This is a genomic window from Paenibacillus sp. FSL M8-0212 (genome assembly GCF_038004645.1).
In the GTDB taxonomy this organism is placed as follows: Bacteria; Bacillota; Bacilli; order Paenibacillales; family Paenibacillaceae; genus Paenibacillus.
Genome location: NZ_JBBORP010000001.1, coordinates 3,896,796 through 3,915,031, shown reverse-complemented (window position 1 = coordinate 3,915,031; position 18,236 = coordinate 3,896,796). Strand labels below are relative to the sequence as shown.

Annotated in this window: 18 protein-coding genes; all 18 read right to left on the bottom strand. The window is 46.9% G+C overall.

Features of this window, described 5'->3' with window-relative positions; translation table 11 throughout:
- Positions 1 to 12: 12 nt before the first annotated feature.
- Positions 13 to 246, bottom strand: a complete 234-nt coding sequence (locus tag MKX68_RS17260; protein WP_036605834.1) for a helix-turn-helix domain-containing protein — start codon at positions 244 to 246, stop codon at positions 13 to 15.
- A gap of 9 nt (positions 247 to 255) precedes the next feature.
- Entirely contained in the window at positions 256 to 732 is a 477-nt protein-coding gene (locus tag MKX68_RS17255; RefSeq protein WP_192136289.1) for a DUF2975 domain-containing protein, read from the bottom strand.
- Between the two features lie 276 nt (positions 733 to 1,008).
- A complete protein-coding gene (locus tag MKX68_RS17250) occupies positions 1,009 to 1,344 on the bottom strand; it encodes a DUF3024 domain-containing protein (protein WP_340913215.1) in 336 nt (111 codons plus the stop codon).
- A 44-nt stretch (positions 1,345 to 1,388) separates the two neighbouring features.
- Positions 1,389 to 1,658: a 30S ribosomal protein S14 gene (gene rpsN / locus MKX68_RS17245; RefSeq protein ID WP_036605831.1), complete on the bottom strand. Its 270-nt coding sequence runs from the start codon at positions 1,656 to 1,658 to the stop codon at positions 1,389 to 1,391.
- 310 nt (positions 1,659 to 1,968) lie between these two features.
- Entirely contained in the window at positions 1,969 to 3,165 is a 1,197-nt protein-coding gene (locus MKX68_RS17240; protein ID WP_340913213.1) for a GTP-binding protein, read from the bottom strand.
- Between the two features lie 559 nt (positions 3,166 to 3,724).
- Positions 3,725 to 4,945, bottom strand: coding sequence for a staphylopine family metallophore export MFS transporter CntE (gene cntE, locus MKX68_RS17235; protein WP_340913211.1), 1,221 nt, complete (start codon positions 4,943 to 4,945; stop codon positions 3,725 to 3,727).
- Between the two features lie 41 nt (positions 4,946 to 4,986).
- Positions 4,987 to 6,180 (bottom strand): staphylopine family metallophore export MFS transporter CntE, encoded by a 1,194-nt coding sequence (cntE, locus tag MKX68_RS17230; RefSeq protein WP_340913209.1) that lies wholly within the window; start codon positions 6,178 to 6,180, stop codon positions 4,987 to 4,989.
- A gap of 13 nt (positions 6,181 to 6,193) precedes the next feature.
- Entirely contained in the window at positions 6,194 to 6,946 is a 753-nt protein-coding gene (locus MKX68_RS17225; RefSeq protein WP_340913206.1) for an ABC transporter ATP-binding protein, read from the bottom strand.
- Positions 6,947 to 7,756: a staphylopine uptake ABC transporter ATP-binding protein CntD gene (cntD, locus tag MKX68_RS17220; protein ID WP_340913203.1), complete on the bottom strand. Its 810-nt coding sequence runs from the start codon at positions 7,754 to 7,756 to the stop codon at positions 6,947 to 6,949.
- A complete protein-coding gene (gene cntC / locus MKX68_RS17215; RefSeq protein WP_340913201.1) occupies positions 7,737 to 8,633 on the bottom strand; it encodes a staphylopine uptake ABC transporter permease subunit CntC in 897 nt (298 codons plus the stop codon). The genes cntD and cntC overlap by 20 nt, the downstream gene beginning before the upstream one ends.
- A complete protein-coding gene (gene opp1B / locus MKX68_RS17210) occupies positions 8,633 to 9,565 on the bottom strand; it encodes a nickel/cobalt ABC transporter permease (RefSeq protein WP_340913199.1) in 933 nt (310 codons plus the stop codon). The genes cntC and opp1B overlap by 1 nt, the downstream gene beginning before the upstream one ends.
- Positions 9,566 to 9,578: 13 nt before the next feature.
- Positions 9,579 to 11,207, bottom strand: a complete 1,629-nt coding sequence (gene cntA / locus MKX68_RS17205) for a staphylopine-dependent metal ABC transporter substrate-binding lipoprotein (protein WP_340913197.1) — start codon at positions 11,205 to 11,207, stop codon at positions 9,579 to 9,581.
- Positions 11,208 to 11,489: 282 nt separating this feature from the next.
- Positions 11,490 to 12,776, bottom strand: a complete 1,287-nt coding sequence (locus MKX68_RS17200; RefSeq protein ID WP_340913194.1) for an opine metallophore biosynthesis dehydrogenase — start codon at positions 12,774 to 12,776, stop codon at positions 11,490 to 11,492.
- A gap of 57 nt (positions 12,777 to 12,833) precedes the next feature.
- Positions 12,834 to 13,628 (bottom strand): SAM-dependent methyltransferase, encoded by a 795-nt coding sequence (locus MKX68_RS17195; RefSeq protein WP_340913192.1) that lies wholly within the window; start codon positions 13,626 to 13,628, stop codon positions 12,834 to 12,836.
- 42 nt (positions 13,629 to 13,670) lie between these two features.
- A complete protein-coding gene (locus MKX68_RS17190) occupies positions 13,671 to 14,531 on the bottom strand; it encodes a diaminopimelate epimerase (protein ID WP_340913190.1) in 861 nt (286 codons plus the stop codon).
- Between the two features lie 330 nt (positions 14,532 to 14,861).
- A complete protein-coding gene (locus MKX68_RS17185) occupies positions 14,862 to 16,088 on the bottom strand; it encodes an amidohydrolase (RefSeq protein ID WP_340913188.1) in 1,227 nt (408 codons plus the stop codon).
- 50 nt (positions 16,089 to 16,138) lie between these two features.
- Complete coding sequence (locus MKX68_RS17180) at positions 16,139 to 17,200, bottom strand: LLM class flavin-dependent oxidoreductase (protein WP_340913185.1); 1,062 nt, start codon at positions 17,198 to 17,200, stop codon at positions 16,139 to 16,141.
- A 121-nt stretch (positions 17,201 to 17,321) separates the two neighbouring features.
- Positions 17,322 to 18,194 carry a LysR family transcriptional regulator gene (locus MKX68_RS17175; RefSeq protein WP_017692495.1) on the bottom strand — a complete coding sequence of 291 codons (873 nt, stop codon included), beginning with the start codon at positions 18,192 to 18,194 and terminating at the stop codon, positions 17,322 to 17,324.
- Positions 18,195 to 18,236: the final 42 nt, after the last annotated feature.

Genomic DNA, 18,236 nt, shown 5'->3' with positions numbered 1-18,236 from the left:
TTTGGTCATTTTTCATATAAGTTCATTTGTATCTTCGTCCTCGTCAGCCTTATATTCCAATATATCTCCAGGCTGACAATCCAGTGCTTTACAGATCGCATCCAAAGTAGATAAACGGATCGCTTTTGCTTTTCCTGTTTTTAATATGGAAATGTTGGCGATCGTGATCTCAACTCTCTCTGCAAGCTCGGTAACCGTCATTTTCCGCTTTGCCAACATTACATCAATATTGATTATAATGGCCATATATTCACCTCAGACCACTAGGTCATTTTCTGATTTGATATCAATCGCTTCCTGTAACAATCTTTGGAGTACAGCAGAAAACACTGCGATGACCAATGAAGCAAAAACAGGAACCATTCCCATAAGAATGAGGCCTGGGGCATCATCTTTCTCTGCTACAACATAAACAAAAGGCAACATCACAAAATAGAGACTACTGATTACAATAGCACAATATTTTATTGTTTTTAAGGATTTCACTGATATTAGAGAGAACGCTTCATTTTTGTCGATGTAGCTCAGCAGACGGAATGCCTGGTACAGTGCAACGATAAACGGAATAACGGACACATACATAATAATCACTATGGGGTATAGTGCACCTGCATAATTCGGATTCACCGGATTATTCGCTAACCAAGGTATGCCGAATATACATAAGGCAAGAATGGGAACACCAATAAGCAACACAGCCAATTTTAAAAAGATGGTTGTACCTCGCTTCACAAAAAGCACCTCACTTGTTTTAAGTGATATGAATTTATCATAATATTTATTGTTTTACAATAAATTTTTATTGTAAAACATATTTTATTTATTCTTTTGCCCACTAAGGAAGGAAGACCAAAAGATCCCCCCTCTTTGCTTCAGTGATTCTTGGACACAAAAAAAGCCCGAAGCTAGCCACTGTTTCGCTAGCTTCGAACTCGGTTGCATATACGCCATATTTGTCTGAATTAACATTAATTTTCACGAATGAAATATACTCTTAACCGATCTCGCTCACGTACGCCAGAACAGTCCAGCCTCATCCCGTTCCACCTGCTCGAGCACATTCTCAAAATCGGAACAAGGTGTAATAACATCTACCGGATTCCAGCTGCTCTGTTCATCTCTGGCATACACTTTCCACTGATTTTCTTCCCAGTAAAATCGGGCAATATACATCTTATCCCATTGATACCGTTCCTCGGCAGGTCTTTCTTCGGTCAGGATCAATTCATTGTCATTCATCTCATATGTCAACTTCACCATCGTACGCAGTGGCGCAGGTACCTTCTCGTGAATATATCCGTTCATTACGGACTCAATTCTCCGTAACGTAAACAAGTCCAGCATGAAGATGCACATCCTTTCAGCAAAATACGCAACCCTTGATCATTTTACCAGCTGGATTTAGTTACACCAGGAATCTGACCTTGATGAGCCAATTCACGGAACTTAATTCGAGATACCTTGAACTTGCGTAGATAACCCCGCGGGCGACCTGTCACTTCACAACGGTTCTTCAAACGAGTCGGAGATGCATTCCGCGGCAATTTCTGCAATGCCTCGTAATCCCCTTTTTCCTTCAGTTCCCGGCGCAGGTCCGCATATTTTGCTACGATCGCCTGACGTTGCTTCTCACGTACCACTTTTGATTTTTTAGCCATGAATTACAGCTCCTTTATTCATCGAATTTATGTTTATGACAGAACAACCTTCCGATCGCTGTTATCCCCAGATTTTTTTGATTCCTATTATAAAGGGTAAATCCGGGGATAGCGTATGCTTCCGATGTAGCTTTCTTGCAGAAAGCTTGTAGGCGAAGTGTATGCTTTCGAAGTAGCTTTCCTGCAGAAAGCTTGTAGCTCCGCTTCTTCAGGTCCTTTCTGTCCTCTCCGTTTTGTGTAAATGTTTATTTCAATTTATATAGATGTGCTTATACAGCGCTACTCCCAATGCAGAACATCATCTTCCGAGTTATAAGACTTCCACAGGCCATGGCAGTGGATTGTCGAAATGGCCCCAGTCGCCCAGCATTTCTTCATCACTGAGCAGGCACTGGTCCAGCTCGTCTTCAATGCTCTCACGCTCCATTTCAATCCCAATCATGACAAGTTCCGTCTGACGATCTCCCCATTGGGCATCCCATTTCTCCAGAACATCTGGCTCGTTACGTAAAATCTCTTCTTTGTCCGCTTCCGGCAACGCCGCGATCCAATGTCCCGCAGGACCGAATTGAATGGATGGTCCCGCCTGACTCAGGCTTGCAGCAACATCCCCTTCGGCCGCGAGCCATACCAAACCTTTGGCACGTACCACTTCTTCCGGCCAGTAACTCATGAATTCAGCCAGACGGGAAGGATGGAACGGCTTTCTGCGGCGATATACAAAGGAACCAATGCCATATTCCTCGGTTTCCGGTGTATGCGACTCCTTCTCCAACTCCTGAATCCATCCAGCGGACATGCTCACCTTCTCAAAATCAAAGCGGCCTGTATTCAGAATCTCGGACGGATTCACCTGTCCATTCTCGGTCCGAATGATCTTGGCGTTAGGCTGTAACTTGCGAATGATACCTTCGAGCTTGTTCAGCTCGGTGTCATCGACCAGATCACATTTGTTCAGCAGCAGCACATCACAGGTTTCGATCTGATCAATCAACAAGTCTACGACGTCACGGGTGTCCTCATCTCCGGTCGCTTGGTTACGATCCAATAGACTCTGCCCTGATCCAAAATCATGCCAGAATCGATTGGCATCCACCACCGTTACCAGACAATCCAATCGGGCCAGACTAGTCAGGTCAATACCCGACTCCTCATCGGCGTATGTAAAGGTCTGTGCAACGGGAACAGGTTCACTGATGCCGGTGGATTCGATCAAAATATAATCATACTTGCCTTCGTTCACCAGCTTCTCAATCTCCTGCATCAGATCATCCCGCAAGGTGCAGCAGATGCAGCCATTCGATAACTCCACCAGTTTCTCTTCGGTTCGAGACAAGGTTGCCTCCCCCTTAACCAGCGCTGCATCAATGTTCACCTCACTCATGTCGTTAACGATCACGGCAACCTTAAGCCCTTGTCTGTTGTTCAACACATGATTCAAAACCGTCGTTTTCCCTGAACCGAGGTAACCACTCAGTACGGTTACCGGAACTTGCTTTTGTGTCATAGAAATCTACTCCTTATATGTGCAGTCTGCGTAATCCGGACTTTAATAGTAATTATTACGATTAACAACAATGACTATAATCCTGTTGGACGGTCGTTGTCAAACTATTTTTGATTCAACCTGCAAAAAAAGGTTGATGACCGCCCCTTACACTTTCGCATCCTGATGATACGTTTTGGCAAGAAGTGAGTCATAAACCTCCTCTGTAAATGTTCGCACTACATGCGGGATAGGCTAGACAGCGGAACTATCAATATAAATTAGAAGTACGCCTGTACCGGGACATATTCAACAAAACTATATAGATTGAACTGAACATTTACACGAAACGGAGAGGACAGAAAGAACCTGAAGAAGCGGAGCTACAAGCTTTCTGCAGGAAAGCTACTTCGAAAGCATACACTTCGCCTACAAGCTTTCTGCAAGAAAGCTACATCGGAAGCATACGCTATCCCCGGATTTAACCTTATAAAAAGGAATCAAAAAAATCTGGGGATAACAGCGATCGGAAGGTTGTTCTGTCATCGGAGTGATCCGTGTAAATGTTCTTTAGTTCAATTTATATAGTCACCACAGATCTGGCCTTATTGCCCGCTTCCATCCGTTGCCTGAACACCAACACCAGTACCATCGCTGCAATAGACAGCAACGTGCAGATCATAAACATGGTCGAATACGAACTCACCTGTACAATGAGCCCCATCGCCAGTCCTCCCAGAGAGAATCCAAGGTCATACGAGGACATGAAAATCCCCATGAGTACATATCTGGAATCCGCAGGCAGCATAAAAGATAGATATGTGGTTAATGTCGGGTACAACAATGCCAGGGCAAAACCGCTGAACACCGCGGAGAGATACACCAATGGCCCGATGATCTCCATCAGGCTGAGTAACTGGGTTCCCAGTGCTGCACACAGCATTAATCCTGCCATCAGCCAGGTATTCCAGCTACCGTCGGACGGAATTTTTTTACGCAAAATAAACCTGCACAGGATCACAACCAATCCCTGTATCGTCAGAAATACGCCTGCACTCGCCGTTCCGGTGGATACCATATACAAGGGAAGGAAGGTCGCTGTTGCCCCAAAAACGCAGGACGCAAACAGCATCACCACACTGCTGATCAGCAGTGGCGTACTGCGCCAGATGCCGCCGAATGAACGAAACATATCGCCCAAGGTATACGATTTGTTCTGCACGGTACTCCGCGGCAGATCCACATTATATCCAATCAGAAGTGGCAAAGCCGCCAGTCCGATCATCAGCAGCGTAAACGCCAGATCACTGGCATTTTCCCAGATTTGTATGGCCAGGATCGGAATGACCAGAGAAGGAACCATCGTAAACAGGGTGTACATGGACAGCCCTTGTGCCCGGTCTTTGTCCTCCAGCTTTTCCACAATGCCTGCCTGCATCGTCATGGAGAAAAACGCCGTAGCCACCCCTTGCAGGGCTCGCAACCACAGATACGTCTCCACACCAAAAACAACAAACAGCAGTAGCGTGCCCGCATGCAAAAGCAATAACCATTGCATCACTCGAAGTGGACCATACTTGCCCAGCAGCTGTGCTGCAAAAGGTCTCAAGAGCATACAGGTGAACATATATGCCCCCATCATCAGACCAATCTCGGCCTGGTTCAATCCGGCGGCCTCGCTTCTCAAAGGCAGAATAATCGTCAAAGCAGAATTCGCCGCAAAAAATAAAAAGGCCAGCATATAAAACCGGATAAACGAAAAGGATACCGGATTTAATTTCCCATTGGATGTTGCCGTCATTGAAGCCTTCAAACGTTCGTCACCACTTTCTCTTCTGGCAGTCAATTCATAGATGTACCTGTCACGGGTCTACGCCGTTCATAGGCAAAAACGATCATTACCGCTCCTAGGATAGCACAGATCATGTACATAAATGAATAGGAAGAGAAGTCAGCGACGGGTCCCATAATCACACCACCCAGAGAAATACCCAGATCGGCCATCGCGATAAATAACCCGATCAGGACGTTCCGGTTCAGCTTAGGCAAGACAAAAGATAAATAGGTCGTGAGTGTCGGATACAGGATCGCCTGACCGATTCCCATGAATACAGCGCCCACATAGAAAAAGACCACCCCGCCTGTCACGGCAAAACTGACACATTGCGCAGCTACGGCGAGCAGACACATGGTGCCCATCATGAAAGGAGAATGCCAACTGCCATCAGAAGGAATCCTTTTTCGAAGCATAATTCGAGCCAGCACCACCGTTCCTGCCTGAAGCATCAGATATACGCCCGCATTCCCGTTTGGTACTTGGCTCGCATACAGCGGAATAAAGGTGGTAATCGCGCCAAATACAACCGAGGCAGCGAGCATTAACACACTACAGCGAAATAAATACGGATTCTTCACCAACTGACCAAAGGATTCCCACATGCCCACATTCTGCTCCGATGGATTCTCAGCAGGTTGCTCCTTGTTTGGTTCCATTTTGGCGGTATATCCGAAGATACCCGTACAGATGGCAATACCGATCAGAACCACTGTAAAATAATCCATGCCTCCCGCCTGCCATATCCCCAATGCGAGCACAGGCCCCAAAATCCCTGGTATGTAACTGAACAGCGAATAATACGAAATGCCCTGTGACCGATCTTTCTCCGGAAGGGCATCAATAATGCCAATCTGCAAAGCCATAGAAAAGAACGCTGTCGATACCCCCTGCAAAATACGAGCAACCAAATAACCGCTGAGTCCCGTAAAGGTATATAAAATCAGCGCAAATCCATTGATAATCAGAATCAGACGTAATATTTTGATTGGTCCGTGCTTTTGAATAATCCGACCTGCCCATGGTCTGAAGAACATCGTTGTGAACATATAAGCGCCCATGATCAGTCCAATCGTTGTACCGCTCGCACCCAAGGACTCCCCTTGCAATGGGATGATCACGTTAAGAATGGCATTGGCACTGAAATATAGAAGAACCAATATGTACAAACGTAGAAAAGGCCAAGACATCGCTCCACTCACAATGGGGCTCCTCCTAAAATGGTATTAAATGCTTCAATAATCGCTTCGCATAATCGGACTGTACGTCCTTAAGTTGCTTGGTCGGAACGATTTCTACAACCTGTCCCTCTCTGAAAATGATTACCCTGTCACAGATATAGGCTGCCGCCTGTATATCATGCGTGATAAAAACATAGCTCAGCTTGTAGATTTCTTTCAGCTCTTTCAACAATTGCAACACCTGAATCTGAACAGATACGTCCAGTGAGCTGATCGCTTCATCAAACACGATAAGTTTAGAAGCGGTAGAGATGGCCCTCGCAATGCACACTCTCTGAGCCTCACCGCCCGATAGTTCATGCGGATATTTGGATCTATAGGAAGGGTCCAGTCCAACTTGGCTCAGCAACAGATCCACCTTCTCTGAATTACCCTGATCCTTTCGCAGCTTTTGCTGTGCTTGCTTCGGTTCCATAATGGCATCTTCAACCGTAAGAAACGGATTAATAGAAGACGTGTAATTTTGAAAAACGGCGCTGATGTTACCCATCCGTACACGTCGATCCTGTACGTCTTTACTATCGAGCGAGATCGTTCCACGATCCGGGCGTTCAATGCCCAGAATCAGACGGCCCAACGTAGATTTACCGCTTCCGCTTTCACCGATGATACCGAGACACTCGCCCTGCTGGCATTCAAAGGTAACCTGTTTCAAAACTTGTTGTTTGTGCTTGGAGAACAGTCCGCCTTGGTTATATGATTTTTCGATACCTTCCACCTTTAGCATCTATGAGTCCCCCTGCATCAACGCCTTAAAATGATTGCTTAGCTCCAGCCGGGTAGAGACCAGATACTGCGTATAGGCATGCTTCGGCTCTGTCAAAACAGAATGCATGCTGCCACGCTCAACGATCTTGCCGTCTTTCATAACCATCACGTCATCTGCAATCTTCTGGACGACGCCGAGATCATGGGAGATGAACATCATGGAACAGCCCATGCGTTCACGTAATTGAATCAATTGCTCCACCACTTCATATTGAGAGATCGTATCCAGTGCCGTTGTCGGCTCATCCGCAATAATCAGATCGGGCTCCAGCACCAATGCCAGTGCAATCATGATTCGTTGCAGCATCCCACCAGACAGTTGATGTGGATATTGATTCAGAATCTCGCGTGGGTATCTAAGCATGACGCTTTCCATGGCATGGATGATTTTCTGTTCAATCACGCGGGTGTTCCAGCCAAAATGCTGCTGAAGCGTCTCCCGGATATGCACACCAATGACACAGGAAGGATCAAATGCACTCATGCCATTCTGCAAAATCATACACAGATGCTTGCCCCGCTTACGCCGCATCTCCGGTTCCGAAAGCTGGTTCAGGTCTTCGCCCTGAAATAACATTGTGCCCGATTGGCGAATCCATGGCTTGTTCAGTCGCATGATAGCCCTGCACGTAACGGACTTCCCACTACCACTTTCCCCCACGATGGCCATACAGCTTCCCTGTTTGACTTCAAATGAACTGTCATGAATAATCACTTTGCCTGTATTGCTGTCCCATACTTTTAAATGTTCAACCTCGACTATATTCATAAGTGGCCTTTCTCACCTCACTTTCGTAAGACTTGTCAGACTTACCTTGAGAGGTCATCAATTTGGGGTCCAGAGCCACTTGAAGCGCATCCGACAGAAAATTAAAAGCAGACACCACCACCACAATGGCCAGGCCTGGTGCCAACATCAATTCAGGTCTGGAAAACATGACTTCCCTCGCCTCATTGAGCATCATGCCCCACTCCGCATGCGGAGCCTGAATGCCAAGCCCCAGAAAGGAAAGGCCGGAGATCTGCAACATCATCGAACACATGGAACCGCTGGCAATGACAGCAATATCGGCAAATGTAACCGGAACAATATGTTTGGTTATAATTCTCAGATTAGGCGTGCCGGAGGCTTTAGCAAATTTTACATAATCCATATCAGAGAATTGCATCACAGATGTTCGAATAACGCGGGCAAACCAGGCCCATTTCATCCACACAAAGGCAATCAAAATATTCTCCAGTCCTGCACCCAGAATGCCAACCACCGCCAGTGTCATCACGTATCCGGGAAAAGACAGCATAATGTCACAGACTCTCATGATCCACGCATCCACTTTCCCCTTGAAGTAACCTGCGATGAATCCAACAATGGCCCCGATCAGAACAGAAAGGCTCAGCGCAACCAGAACCCATAACACACTTGGACGGATGCCATAGATAAGCCGAGATAATACACATCTACCCAGATGATCATTGCCTAATAGATAATCCCAGGATGAGGAGGCATACCGAAGCTTCATGTTCACTTGTCCAGGATCATGCGGCGCAATAAGCGGAGCCAGTACGCCCGCCATAATCGTGACCATAATCACTACCAAAGAGGTCATCGCAAGCTTGTCTTTGCTCAGATTTTTCAGTATTCGCATCAGAATTCCTTTCTCAACCGGGGATTCATCGTCGCATTAATGATGTCGGATAACGTATTAAACAAGACAAAGGTGACAGCCAACATCAGAACATACGCCTGAATAATCGGAAAATCCCTGCTTAAAATGGATTTTACACTGAGCCTACCGAGCCCCGGCCAGGCAAATACATTTTCGATGACCACCGTACTGCCCAATACGATCGGGATCGCCATGCAAAAGATGGACACGGCCACCTGTAATGAATTTCTTAGAATATGCAGGGTAACTTTCTTCTCGCTCAGACCGCTTGCCCTTGCATATAATACATAGTCCTCATTCATATTGCTCAGCATGGAACTTCGAACCGTTCGGAAATAAATGCCTGTATAACTGACCGTGATTACAATCACCGGAAGAATGTAGCTTCGATATGAGTCCATACCACTGGTAGGTAGCAGATCCAGCTTGACGGAAAAATACCAGATCATCATGGCTGCAAGCCAGTAGGATGGCATGGCGGTAAGGAAAAATGATACGCCTCTGACCGATCGATCCAGCAGCTTGCCTTCTCTCATGGCACAGATCACTCCCAGCAGAATGGACAGCGCAATAATGAATACCGATGAGACAAGCGTTAACTTCAATGTGTTCATAAAAGCCGGCCCCATCATTGACCATACGGGTTCACCAGATACATAAGAGTTGCCAAAGTCCAACTGCACAACAGCCATGATCCAGTTCACATACTGGATCATGAACGGCTGATCGAACCCCAATGCCTTGTTGGTCTGGGCAATTAATTCCTCTGTGATCTGCGGAACTTCCTGTGCCTGTAACACAACAACCGCCGGGTCCAAAGGAGATAAATTAATCAGAACAAACGTTATAAATGAAATGATAATCAGTAAAGGGATGGTTAACAGAATCCTTTTGACGATATAACTTCCCATATCCATCTCCGCTCTATTTAAAATTCATTTGTTCAAATGGCAGTTCATATTGAGTCTGCTTGAATGAGATTCCATCGAGATTCTCGGGAGCGACAACGGTGACACGTCCGTTGGTAATCGGAATGAACAACGCTTCATCATGGACGATCTTCATAATGTCGGCATACAGGGATTGGCGTGAAGCCTCATCCGTGGAAACCATGACCGCATCGATTTTTTTGTACAATTCATCTGCTTTGGCAATTCCGCTTGTTGTATGCTTGTATGCCGAATCTGATGTAAATGCAGCAATGGTACTCTGTGGATCATAGGCCAGTCCCCAGGTTTGATTAAAGAGTAGATCATATTCCCCGGTTGCTCTCCGATTCGCGATGGAAGTAGACTCTTCGCCCACGATCTCAAGCTGAACACCCAATTCTTTCATCGAATACTGGATCAATTCGGCCTGTATTTTCTGTGAAGACGAGTTGCTGTCATAGTATAGTTTCATGGCTAAAGGCTGACCGTTCTTCGTTCTCACCTCTTTACCATCTGCCAATGTCCAGCCAGCTTGGTCCAGAAGCTTTTTAGTCATTTCCGGATCATATTCCCGTTTCTTCAGGTCTACCTTGGCGTAATTGACATTGGCTGAAAATAGCGTGTCCGCTACGGTCTGCGTTCCGTTGAAAATATCTTTACTGATCGTTTCCCGATCGATGGCAACCCAAAGCGCTTCCCGAACTGCCGTTTCCTGAACCGGACTATTCTGGCGACTGCTATTGGCTACGATCATATTGGTATTCATCGCTTCACTTCGGACCACTTGATAACCACCAGATTCAGCCAATTGGTCCATGGCTTCGACATCGATACTGTCTGCTCCCCGGTCATCGGTAAACACAAAGTTGATCTCTCCCTTTTGTAATGCCAAGAATGTCGTTTCGCCAGCCGGAAGAACCTTGGATGTGATTTTCTTGATTGCAGGTGCACCACCCCAATAGTCTTCATTGGCTTCAAACGTGGCATTCTCTTCGACTTTATGAGCAGTAAGCTTGTAAGGTCCTGTACCGTGGAAACCACTCACTCCGTCTTTGGTTCCGCCATCTTTGAAATCCTTGGGTGATATGAAGACGTAAGGTCTTGTCATGGACAATTCCACCAGTGCCGGATAATAGGCTTCCGATAGCGACAGCTCCACCGTGCGCTCATCGATAACTTTTACACTCGTGATTTTGGTAGACAGCTTGATCCAGGCATGTTTTTCGGCATTCGCCTGTACTGCATCGATATTTTTTTTAACTGCCTCTGCGTTGAACGGCTCTCCATCATGGAATTTCACATCTTGTCGCAGATGAAAGGTAAAGGTCTTGCCATCCTCCGAGATATCCCATGATTCCGCCAGCAATGGCTTGATCCCATCAGGTGTGTTTTCCACCAGAGACTCATATACCATCCCTTGCGCAGGCATGGAGCCTGTGTACAGATGGGGGTTCATATCATTAATATCTTTGGCCGAGGCATAGATGAGTTCCGTTTGCACCTGACTATTGGCGGACTTCGTTTGGGCACTCTCTTTCTCTTTTGTACTCTGAGCGCATCCTGCCAGCACCGTAATGGCAGATACCAGCAATAATAACCATTTAAAAGTACTACCTTTTTTCACAACATTTCCTCCTGATGATGAAATTACAAGCAGACCTTGTAGGTTACATCGGGCAACTCCGATTGCAGTACCATCTTCCGATCGCTGTTATCCCCAGATTTTTTTGATCTCTTTTCCAAAGAGAAAATCCGGGGATAGCATATGCTTCCGAAGTAGCTTTCTTTCAGAAAGCTTTTAGGCGACCGCTTCGCTTCTTCAGATTGGTTCTGCACTCTTCGTTATGATGTAAACATCAGGTTCAACTTGATTAATTTGAGATGTAATTAACCCAATTACTCAAAGTCAAAGTCCGGTGCAGATCATGCGGATATCCTCGTCAAAGGATTGAATCGCAAAGGCGTTGGACAAGCGCTGATTCGGGTGTGCGTCAGCTACTCCCTGAATTTTTGCCTCATATGTGGCGATGAATTGATCAATCGTTGGGCAGCTCACATCGAGATGTCTGGCAATGCCCTGAATGATTTTGATGCGGTAGTAATCTTCCTTGGGCATCCGGGGGATGTCCAGTTCCCCTTCGCGGTTCATGAACGTTTTGCGGAATGGGACTGCTGAAAAGTCAAAATATTTCCCTGCCGAATCGGGTTCCGAGAATGGATCAATCAATAAGGAGGTGTACCGTATGTATAATAAATACTCTTGATGAATGACCTGCAGCTGATTGAAATTCTCGATATCCTGGCGTGATATACTCTCTAATCGAACCGGATAGTTGTCATCCGTCATGAATTGAAGCAGGTTCACTCCCTGAATATCAAGTCGGTCCGTAATATTCATAATCTCCTGCCACTGTGCCCGCATTTCCCGTATCAAAACTTGTGTAATCGGACCTTCAGGATACATCTTGTATACGTATTTCTGAGTATCTGGAGCTCCAAAGATGGCTTCTAATGAGAAGTCATTCATGAACAAGGGTGGATGCACGTACAACGAGATATTTCTCGTTTCCGCCTCCAGTGGAGATCGCATCACTTCCAGCGCAATACCCAAACGTTCATAAACTTGGCGTAACATACTGACCTGTTCAGACGGGTAACGAGCGGAACCGATATAGACCTTTTTCTTCACCCCTGTAGTAATCACATGATTGGACGGATGTTCGTGCATCCAACGGGTATCTCCAAGGTAGGTAGAGAAACTGATCACTTCCGGCGTTGCATTCCGCTCTCTCATATAATGGGTCACGAGTCGATTCGACCCAAACGTTGGAGAAATCAAAATGATACATTTCAGTTGTTTGATGAATTCATTTTTCATTTTTTCCAATACATCGATATAAGCATCGGTGGTAACCGCCAAAATGAGTGTATCCCATTCCCCCTGGGTGGTGTCATATCCCTTGAACACATGATCAACGAAACACTCACCTGCGAGCGATTGATGTTTCTCATTTTGAATGCTGACCTGAATACGTTGATTGTTCTGTTCGAGGGCTTCGTACAGCGAAGCTGAACGAACCGATGGTCTCCCTACAATACCTATGCAACAGTTAAAATGAGCTTTGAGCGTTACCGCCAACTGAATGGATACCGGTCCGGTTCCAAGTAACAAAATTCGCTGAAGATTGCTCATATAAGCCTCCTTTATTTCAAAGTTCAACCTGGACTCCATTTAGATTAACTTGGATGGCTATGCTTTTTGGTACAACGCAATATCGAATACATCATCCGGACGCAAAATCTTGTCGACTAGCCTCCACTTGCTGTTGTCCGTCTCTCTCATGGGATAATTGAACAAGGACTTCAACTGGTCACCATATCTCATAGCTACTACCACCTGCGCATTCGTCAGGGTATGCAATTGATCTAGCAAATCATATTTTGTAGCGACGGTAGAGCTGAAAATGATATGTGTTGCTTCCTGGGTATACTCCAGATTTTCCAGCAATGTTGACTCCAAACGAATCTTCAAGCCCGCGCCCAGCGTCTCCACCACTTTTCGCCCGAGTGTAATGGACTCTTCATCAATATCGATCCCGACAACCTGTGCACCTGTTCGCTTGGCGATGAGTAATGGTGTCATTGGGAATGAACCTGAGCCTACCAACAACACTCTGGAATCGGAGGTGACATGGAAGCTGCCGAATTCTTTATCGATACACTCTTCTATGTTTTTGAAATAATCGGCAATCTGCACATCCCCGTTCTCTAACTTTAATGCACGATATTTCTCCATGATCGCCACACACTGGGCGGATTTATTTCTTAACTGCCACACAAGCAAATCAAGCTCTTCCAGCTCGGAATGCTCCAACTGTTCCCAGGCTGCCTTATTCTCCTGATCGGTCACAAAGCGGGAGTAGTCATTGATCACAGCCTCCAGCTCCGAACTATGCTGAATCGTATGATCATACTTGCTCGCGAGCTTATCGAATATCTCTGCAAATTCACTCAAACATGTCTGAAAATGGACCAATGTGATCATTTCTTTTCCCCCTAAACCTTGTATTTATCATGATCATGTCCCTCATGTATTTACAACGCTCCATTCTGCTGGAGCATCTATGAAGGCTTTGCCCTGAGCCACGATGCCAACAGATCCCTCAATTGTAATACTCCCAAGTTCTGCGCCATTCCACTGGGCTACCACTTTAATCGCACCACCAGGCTGCTTGATGTACTGTGTAATCTGCCTCTGCTGGCTCCATGCGAGATACGCTCCGACGGAGGCCGTACCCGAACCACACCCTCTCTCCCAGATCAGACTATCCAGCTCCGGAACATAGATGAGGGGGGCCATTTCTTGCGAGTGTGATTGATATAACAGGATACCGATCAGCTTATCTCCCAGTGTTAGTCCAAGTAACCTTGCAAGAGTCTGTGCCCTCTTCTTCATCGTATCGTCGAAGTCATCAACTTCGATCACAATATGGATGAACTCAGCGTACCGGATGATCACCATATCGAGTTCGATGCCTTCGTATCGGATTGTTCGTTGTTCGATCTGCTTCGGAATCGGCATAGTTACCTGGCAGTTGTATTCGTTCTGCTGTTTCTTCACATGGCACATGATCAATTGATCGGTTCCGGAAACCTCCAGCATGATATCCATAAATTCCTGTTGTGCCAGTCCTGCTTCAGATGCGAGGTGTGCTGCAAGTGCCATGCAGGCATTGCCACAGAACTCGCCTCCGGCCATTTCCAAACGGGCAGCAGCTTCCGGTCTCCTCGTTGGTTTAATGAATCCCACTTGTTCAGCGTAAACGTTATCATACGACATTAGACGAGTCGCAATATGATTGTATTTCTCTGCTGCATGATCCGTTTTAACCAGAATCGTCATGTTTTGGGTGGGACTGAACTTGATAAAATCGATCTCCTGTTTCATCGCAGCAGCTACTCCTGTCCTTCATTTTTCACTAATAGTAATTATTACTATTAAAGGTCGAGAAAAATATAGCACACCCTTTTAGGGAGCGTCAACAAATATTTCCATTAAAAAAATAAAATTTAACAATACCTTCAGCTGCCCCTCCTGTAAGAAAACCCAAACAAAGCTGACGCTTATGCGCCAGCCCTAGCCATAACTACACCATATAACAAGATTCAACGAATCGTCGTTCCTACCTCGCTCTCATTTAAAAAAGGGAATTCGAAAAACGGTTGCCGTCGAACGGAACCGTTTCGATCTGGATATGCCAGAGATTAACAATACTCATCACTCTTGATGTGCTTGCACATTGTGCAGTGCTTTCTCAGCCAGTGCAGCCAGAAGATGTGCTCCGAGCGGCAGTGCCTGTTCATCCACATCAAAGCCAGGGTGATGCCACTCGTGCGGGCCAGAGGTGCCCAGGAAGAGGAACAGGCCGGGAACTTCTTTTTGATAAAAAGAGAAGTCCTCACCTGCTGGAGAAGGTAACGGTCTAACGCTATTTAATCCAATCTCACTTGCAACTTGTTCCGCCGCAGATGCGAGAGCTTCATCGTTGACCACGGCAGGTGGTCCCTGAATCCAGCGAACCGTAGCTCGTGTGCCATAGGCTGCCGCCACACCGGCGACCACCTGATTGAAACGCTCGCGAATCCGTGCACGCACTTTCTCATCAAAGGTACGTACTGTGCCATCAAGGATTGCTTCATCCGGGATAACGTTCCAGGCTGTACCGCTGTGGAGCTTGGTGACGCTAATTACGGCACTCTCCTGTGCTCCCACATTACGGCTCACAATGGCCTGTAGTGCCGTAACAATGTGGGCAGCAACCACAATCGGATCAATGCCTGCTTCCGGCACGGCTGCATGGGTGCCTACACCTTCCACTTTGACAACAAAACCGTCTGCTGCTGCCATCAACGCACCTTCCCGAATGCCCACTGTACCCACCTGGAGATCAGGCTTGTTATGCAACCCAAATACGGCCCGAACATCGGACAATGCGCCGCTCTGGATCACTTGTCGTGCACCCGTTGCTTTTTCCTCCGATGGCTGGAATATCAACCGTACTTTCCCAGGAAGCGTGGACTCACGCTGCTTTAACAATCGTGCTGCACCAATCAGAATCGCCGTGTGTGCGTCATGTCCGCAAGCGTGCATCTTTCCATCTACCTGGGAGGCAAATTCCAGCTTTGTCTCTTCTTGAATAGGCAGCGCATCAATATCTGCTCTTAGGGCAACCACAGGTCCGTCCCCTTGGCCTACTTCAGCGACAAGCCCTGTCCTCAGCGCATATTTGTCTGCAATACGGACGCCTTCCTCTTCCAGCCAACTGCGGATGGCTGCCGTCGTCTCTCTTTCCTCGCCGGACAACTCCGGGTTACGATGCAGGTGTCGCCGAATAGTGATTAAACGTTCCGCGAATGCTTCTGCCCGTTCACCGTGAAGCTCATGCTCGGCGCCCTGTACTAATTGCTCAGTCTGCTGCTCGGGCTGTTCCAGATCACTTTTCATCACATGGCCTCCCATTCGTATATATTCACTGCTATATTAACTGCCTAATTCTATCCGATTGCAGCTTCCTGTTCCTTGGATTCCAGTGCAAATTCGCTTAGTCCCTGCTCTGCCAGAATCTCACGCAACAATTCAAATGAACGAATTCGCTTGGTAAAGTCCCGTGTAGCTGTAGTCACAATGAACTCTTCCACAGCAAAATCCTGCTGGAACTTCAGCAGCGCCTGACCTACGCTTTCCTTCGTACCTCGGGTCACACTTGGCTCCAGAATCTCGATCCGATAGGTTTCGTTTGATTGACGTCCGAATTCTTCCGCCTGTTCCACAGAACCCACCGTCAGCACCTTTCCACTCTCCAGATGGATCTTCACCAGCATATGCTCACTCGCAAGACCTTCCGCTTCTTCCTCACTTTCGGCCACAATTAACGATATGGCTAATGCAGCGTAAGGCTCCCGTCCCTGGGAACGATCAAATTGTTCACGATATACACGGATCGCTTGAAGTGCTACCTCTATATTACTGTTAATGAACAGTGAAAAGACATATGGAAGTCCCAGTTCCGCAGCCATGCCTGCACTATCGACACTTGCTCCAAGTACGTACAGTTCCGCTGGAATGTCGGACACAGGCGAGGCGCTGAGACCTGCAAGTGGATGCGACTGATCTTCAAGCGGCTCATTGTGGATGTATCGTTTCACCTGAACAATCTTCTCTTGAAGAGAGGCAGCTTCCTGAATACCTTCCTGCAACGCCTGCGTCGAACGAGGTAACCCGCCTGGTGCACGACCGATTCCCAGGTCAACTCTTCCTGGTCCAAGCGCTGCGAGGATATTGAAATTCTCGGCGACTTTGTATGGACTATAATGCTGGAGCATTACTCCGCCAGACCCCAGCCGAATCCGCTTTGTATGCGCAAGCAAGTGGGAGATGAGTACCTCCGGGGAGGAACCTGCAACATGCCCTGAATCATGGTGCTCCGATACCCAGAACCGATGGAATCCAAGCTGCTCTGCCCGCTGTGCCAGCTCAATCGTATGCCGAAAAGCATCCACCGCCGTTTCCCCTTCATAGATGGGAGTCTGATCCAAAATGCCAACACGAATACTCATATCCTTCTCCTCCTTGATTGAGCTGAACCACTGTTCTTGAATCCCTATTAAGTTGAACTGGAGATGTTAAAGTTCTGCACTCTCCGTTTTGGTGTAAAAGTCAGATTCAACGTTAGACGCTTTATAGTTGCCGCAGCAGTTCCCCGAAGGGCTCTGCCAATGGCGAATATTCTTCCTTTAACGTGACAACGCTGATCTGCAACGATACACCTGCTACCTCATGTACCTGAATGGGGAACAGCTCCTGATTCTGCACTTCCTTCTTCACCGTCAGTCCCGGGAGAAAAGCAATGCCTGCCCCTTGCATAACCAGTTTCTTCGCTGTCTCCGAATTATCGACATGATATGTAATATTCGGCGGATGTTCCAGCGAGTCGAAAGCCCGGTGAATGCGAAGCCAATCCAGTGAACCACATTCGAAAAAGACCAGTTGCTCATTCCGGATGGCTTCCATGCTGACATGCCCGCTCTCAATGAATGGATGTCCTTTGTACACATAGAGCTGGATCGGATCTTCATAAAAAGCAACCGTACGGATCGCAGGATGCATGACCTTGCGTACAAAGGCAAGATCGATCTCCTGACCAAGCAGTTTGGCAATCAGCTGATCCGTCGTTGCTGTCGTCAATTTGATGTTAATTTCGGGGTAAGCTTCCTTGATCTTGGGTAGAAAATCAGGAATGACATAATTGGACACCGATACTGTACTACCGAGCCGAAGCGCATCCGGTGTTGATCGCCGTTGCTGAATCTTCTGCTTGCCCTTCTGAATCACTTGCAGCACTTGCTGCGCATATGGCAGGAATTTCCGACCTTCCTCTGTCAGCACAATTTGCTTGCCAAGCCGATCAAACAACTTGCAGCCCAGCTCCCTTTCCAGTGACTGAATGCGAGCTGTGACCGAAGGTTGGGACAAGAAGAGTACTTCGGCAGCCTTATTGAAGCTTCCATAATGATTGATATATACAAATGCTTCAATATTCTCGATATTCATGAGCGCCTCCGTATCCACGTCCGCAGACGTTTGATCTTATAT

What these genes read in the sequence shown, in the direction of transcription:
- MKX68_RS17260 (WP_036605834.1), bottom strand. Translation starts at nt 246, where the DNA reads ATGGCCATTATAATCAATATTGATGTAATGTTGGCAAAGCGGAAAATG.
- MKX68_RS17250 (WP_340913215.1), bottom strand. Translation starts at nt 1,344, where the DNA reads ATGCTGGACTTGTTTACGTTACGGAGAATTGAGTCCGTAATGAACGGA.
- rpsN (WP_036605831.1), bottom strand. Translation starts at nt 1,658, where the DNA reads ATGGCTAAAAAATCAAAAGTGGTACGTGAGAAGCAACGTCAGGCGATC.
- MKX68_RS17240 (WP_340913213.1), bottom strand. Translation starts at nt 3,165, where the DNA reads ATGACACAAAAGCAAGTTCCGGTAACCGTACTGAGTGGTTACCTCGGT.
- cntE (WP_340913211.1), bottom strand. Translation starts at nt 4,945, where the DNA reads ATGACGGCAACATCCAATGGGAAATTAAATCCGGTATCCTTTTCGTTT.
- MKX68_RS17225 (WP_340913206.1), bottom strand. Translation starts at nt 6,946, where the DNA reads ATGCTAAAGGTGGAAGGTATCGAAAAATCATATAACCAAGGCGGACTG.
- cntD (WP_340913203.1), bottom strand. Translation starts at nt 7,756, where the DNA reads ATGAATATAGTCGAGGTTGAACATTTAAAAGTATGGGACAGCAATACA.
- cntC (WP_340913201.1), bottom strand. Translation starts at nt 8,633, where the DNA reads ATGCGAATACTGAAAAATCTGAGCAAAGACAAGCTTGCGATGACCTCT.
- opp1B (WP_340913199.1), bottom strand. Translation starts at nt 9,565, where the DNA reads ATGGGAAGTTATATCGTCAAAAGGATTCTGTTAACCATCCCTTTACTG.
- MKX68_RS17200 (WP_340913194.1), bottom strand. Translation starts at nt 12,776, where the DNA reads ATGAGCAATCTTCAGCGAATTTTGTTACTTGGAACCGGACCGGTATCC.
- MKX68_RS17195 (WP_340913192.1), bottom strand. Translation starts at nt 13,628, where the DNA reads ATGATCACATTGGTCCATTTTCAGACATGTTTGAGTGAATTTGCAGAG.
- MKX68_RS17190 (WP_340913190.1), bottom strand. Translation starts at nt 14,531, where the DNA reads ATGAAACAGGAGATCGATTTTATCAAGTTCAGTCCCACCCAAAACATG.
- MKX68_RS17185 (WP_340913188.1), bottom strand. Translation starts at nt 16,088, where the DNA reads ATGAAAAGTGATCTGGAACAGCCCGAGCAGCAGACTGAGCAATTAGTA.
- MKX68_RS17180 (WP_340913185.1), bottom strand. Translation starts at nt 17,200, where the DNA reads ATGAGTATTCGTGTTGGCATTTTGGATCAGACTCCCATCTATGAAGGG.
- MKX68_RS17175 (WP_017692495.1), bottom strand. Translation starts at nt 18,194, where the DNA reads ATGAATATCGAGAATATTGAAGCATTTGTATATATCAATCATTATGGA.